Genomic DNA, 4,033 nt, shown 5'->3' with positions numbered 1-4,033 from the left:
GCGGGTGGCAGCGCGCGAGTAGTAGCGCTCCAAGTAGTACTGCCCGACCATGAGCACGCTGGTGATCGCCAGGTACCAGGTGGCACAGACGAGCAGCAGCGGGATCGGCTGGAAGTTCACGCCGTAGATGTCACGCGCGCGGCCGAACAGGTCGGTGCTCAGCGGGATCGCGGTGACCAGCGAGGTCGTCTTGAGCATGCCGATCAGTTCGTTGCCGGTCGGCGGGATGATCACCCGCATGGCCTGCGGCAGCACGGTGCGGCGCATGGTCTGCGTCCACGACATGCCCAGCGCCACCGAGGCCTCGCGCTGCCCCTCACCGACGGAGTTGATGCCCGCGCGCACGATCTCGGCCATGTAGGCGGCCTCGTTGAGGCCGAGGCCGAGCACCGCGAACAGGAACGCCGCCTGCAGGTTCTGCACGTCGAACTCGAAGAACTGCGGCCCGAACGGCACCCCGAGGTGGATCTGCTTGTACAGCGAGGGCACGAGACCCCAGAACACCAACTGCACGAACACCGGGGTGCCGCGGAAGATCCACAGGTACACCCAGGCGGTGGTGCGCAGCACCGGGTTCGGGGACAGGCGCATCACCGCGAGCACCGTGCCCAGGCCCACCGCGATCGCCATCGCGAGCACGGTGAGTTCCAGGGTGACGATCGCGCCCGCGGTGATCCGGGTGTCGAACAGGTACTTGCCGAAGGTGTCCCACCGGTAGGCGGGATTCGTCGCGGCACCGTAGACGAACAATCCCACCAGGATCAGGATGATTGCCGCCGCGATCCAGCGGCCCGGCCTGCGCAGCGGGACCGCTGTGATCGGTTCGGGTTCGGTGCCCGGTCCGGGCACCTCCACCGTCTTGTCCTTCTCGGTCACGTCAGCTCACTGCGCCGTTGATCACCGAGGTCTTGATCTGACCCTCCTGCACGCCCCAGTTGGTGGTGATCTCGCCGTACTTGCCGTTGTCGATCAGGTGCTGCAGCGCCTTCTGCAGCGACACCGCCAGCGGCGAGCCCTTCTGCACGGCCCAGCCGTAGGGCGCGGAATCGAACAGCGGGCCCGCGGCCTCGATCGTGCCCTCGCTCTGCTTGATGGCGTAGGCGGTGACCGGCGAATCGGCCGACATCGCGTCGACCTGGCCGAGCACCAGGGCATTGGTGGCCGCGCTCTGCTCGTCGAAGGCCTTCATATCGATGGCGGGCTTGCCGTCGGCGACGCACTTGGCGCTCTTGGCGGGAATCTCTTCGGTGTGCTCGACCGTAGTGGACTGTACGGCGACTTTCTTGCCGCACGCATTGTCGGGATCGATCGCTTTACCGGTTTGCTGGGCCCACTGGATGCCCGCGGAGAAATAAGTCGTGAAATCGACCTGCTGTTCGCGTTCGCGCGAATCGGTGATCGAGGACATACCCACGTCGTAGGTGCCTGCCTGAATCGCGGGAATGATCTTCTCGAAGGAGGATTCGACGTAGTCGACCTTCAGTCCGAGGGTGGTCGCGACGGCGTCGAGCAGGTCGACGTCGAAGCCGACGATCTTGCCGCTGGCATCCTTGTACTCGTTCGGCTGGTAGGGCACGTTGACGCCGACGACGATCTTGCCTGCCTGCTTGACCTTGTCGGGGAGGGCCGCGGCGAGCGCGTCGACCTTCTCCACCGACACCTTCGTCACCGTGGAGGTGTCACCCTCGGTGTTGGTGGTGCAGCCACTCAGCACCAGCGCACCACCGGCGACCGTACACAGCAGCCGCACGGCGCCGCGGCCGAGAACAGTTCGAACAGACAAAGGAGCCTCCACATTTCACGTCGACGCCGGCCACGTGTCAGCGCCTGTTTGGCAATGTATGCGAACCGGACACAGCGTGGTGCGACAGTAACCGAAGATTAATCAGCCAATGTGAAAGGGGTCGGTTCACCTACGGTGCACGCGCGCTCTGACCTGCTCGGTGAATTCGCTGGTGGAAGCCAGACCGCCGAGATCCGCGGTCGCGATTCCGGCCGCCAGAGTGGCGGCGACGGCACGGGTGATCCGGTCGGCCGCGTCGTCGAGTCCGCGGTCGTCGTGGCGAACGGCCAACCACCGCAACAACATCGCCGCCGACAGCTGCAGGGCCGCCGGATTGGCGCGATTGCGTCCGGCCAGACCCGGCGCGGCGCCGTGCACGGCTTGCGCCATCGCCTTGGTGTCCGAACAGTTCAGCGACGCGGCCATGCCCAGCGAGCCCGCCAGCTCGCCCGCAAGATCCGACAGGATGTCACCGAAGAGGTTCTCGGTGACGATCACGTCGTACTCGCCGGGCGCCCGGACCAGGTGCGCGGCCATCGCGTCGACGTGCTCGTCGTCGACCCGCACGTCCGGGTACCGCGCGGCCACCTCGTAGCACACGTCGCGGAACAATCCGGTCGTCATCGGCAGCACATTCGCCTTGTGCACCACGGTGACTCGCTTGCGCCGCCCCCGCGCCAGCCGCAGCGCCTGATGCGCGATCCGCTCGCACGCCTGCCGGGTGATCACCGCCACCGCCATCGCCACATCGGGCGTCGGCCGGAACTCCCCCGACCCGGCGAACATGTTGCGGTCGGCGTAGAAACCTTCGCTGTTCTCCCGCACGATGACCAGGTCGATGTCCGGCGCCGTCGACCGCACCCCGGCGAACGCCACCGCGGGCCGGATATTGGCGTAGAGACCGAGCCGCTTGCGGATGACCCCGCCCGGCGCGACCCGCATGTTCGCGGGATAGGACGCGTTGTCGTGCGGGCCGAGGATCCAGGCATCGAGGTCCTCGAGCGCGCGCAGCGTCTGCTCCGGCAGCGGGTCGGCGCAGGCCGCGATGGCCTCGTGACCCATCAGCAGCGGCACCCACTCCACCGGCCCCAGCCCCGCCGCGCCGATCGCCTCGTCGACGACCGCCCGCGTCGCGGCGACCACCTCGGGGCCGATTCCGTCACCGTCGATCACACCGAGCCGCAGATTCTTCGTACCGTTCACGCCACCATCCTCGCGCCTGTCGGGGCCGACCTGACCACGGGGACACGCCGCAGCGACTACTTTCTGCAGTCATGGTGCAGTCGGTGGAGTTGCTCCTGGACGACGACAGCGCGGACGAGGTCCGCAGGCAGTGGGCGGTGCTGGCGCAGGCGGGCATCGCCAGCCCTCGCGGCGCCACCCACCGGCCGCACGTGACGGTGGCGGTGGCGCGCGAGATCTGGCCCCGGATCGACCGCGGGCTGGCCGGGATCGAGTTCCATCCGCTGCCGATCCGGCTGGGCGGGCTGCTGGTCTTCGGGGCGCGCAGGCCGATCCTGGTGCGCCCGGTCGTGGTCACCGAGGACCTGCTCGCCCTGCACCGCCGCGTCTATCACCTGGTCGAACCCTGCCCCGGCGTCCCCGCGACCATGCGGCCCGACGCGTGGACACCGCACGTGACGCTGGCCCGCCGGGTCCCGCCGGAGCGGCTCGGCGACGCGGTCGAAGCGGTGGCCACCGACAAGGATTTTCCGGCCGTTGTGGTGGGCATTCGCCGCTGGGACGGGGAGGCCCGGCAGGAGCGCATTCTGATCGGTGGAAGATAGAGGGACGCCACGGCGTTACAGCCGGGGACACCGACAAGGAAGGGACGTCATGGCCACCCAGACGCTGACCCAGCAGAACTTCGACGAAGTCATCACCGGAAACGACGTGGTCCTCGTCGATTTCTGGGCTTCCTGGTGCGGTCCGTGCCGCAGCTTCGCACCCACCTACGAGGCTTCCTCCGACAAGCACACCGATGTGGTGTACGGCAAGGTCGACACCGAAGCCGAGCAGGGACTCGCCGCCGCGGCGAACATCCAGTCCATCCCCACGATCATGGCCTTCCGCGAGGGCGTGCTCGTGTTCGCCCAGCCGGGCGCGCTGCCGCCTGCCGCGCTCGAGGATCTGGTGACCCAGGTCAAGGGCCTCGACATGGACGAGGTCCGCAAGCAGATCGCCGAGCAGGCCCCCGCCGCCGAATAGGCGCGACGAAACGTCAAGGGCCCGTTCACCTTTGGTGAGGTG

5 protein-coding genes are annotated in these 4,033 nt (G+C 67.9%); 2 read left to right on the top strand and 3 right to left on the bottom strand.

Features of this window, described 5'->3' with window-relative positions:
* From ACFWPJ_RS26700 to ACFWPJ_RS26690, 3 genes are all read right to left on the bottom strand, one after another.
* On the bottom strand, positions 1-876 hold an 876-nt coding region (locus ACFWPJ_RS26700; protein WP_378855318.1), incomplete at its 3' end, for an ABC transporter permease subunit.
* Between the two features lies 1 nt (position 877).
* A complete protein-coding gene (locus ACFWPJ_RS26695) occupies positions 878-1,783 on the bottom strand; it encodes an ABC transporter substrate-binding protein (protein ID WP_378855316.1) in 906 nt (301 codons plus the stop codon).
* Positions 1,784-1,909: 126 nt separating this feature from the next.
* Positions 1,910-2,986 (bottom strand): isocitrate/isopropylmalate dehydrogenase family protein, encoded by a 1,077-nt coding sequence (locus tag ACFWPJ_RS26690; protein WP_378855314.1) that lies wholly within the window; start codon positions 2,984-2,986, stop codon positions 1,910-1,912.
* Positions 2,987-3,069: 83 nt separating this feature from the next.
* On the opposite strand from ACFWPJ_RS26690, the gene ACFWPJ_RS26685 reads away from it, so the two are divergent.
* On the top strand, positions 3,070-3,570 hold the full coding sequence (locus ACFWPJ_RS26685) for a 2'-5' RNA ligase family protein (protein WP_378855312.1): 501 nt from the start codon (positions 3,070-3,072) through the stop codon (positions 3,568-3,570).
* A 49-nt stretch (positions 3,571-3,619) separates the two neighbouring features.
* Positions 3,620-3,991, top strand: a complete 372-nt coding sequence (gene trxA / locus ACFWPJ_RS26680) for a thioredoxin (RefSeq protein WP_189034006.1) — start codon at positions 3,620-3,622, stop codon at positions 3,989-3,991.
* Positions 3,992-4,033: the final 42 nt, after the last annotated feature.

The sequence above is a fragment of the Nocardia sp. NPDC058497 genome (genome assembly GCF_042720195.1).
In the GTDB taxonomy this organism is placed as follows: Bacteria; Actinomycetota; Actinomycetes; order Mycobacteriales; family Mycobacteriaceae; genus Nocardia.
This window is presented reverse-complemented; position numbering and strand designations above follow the sequence as displayed.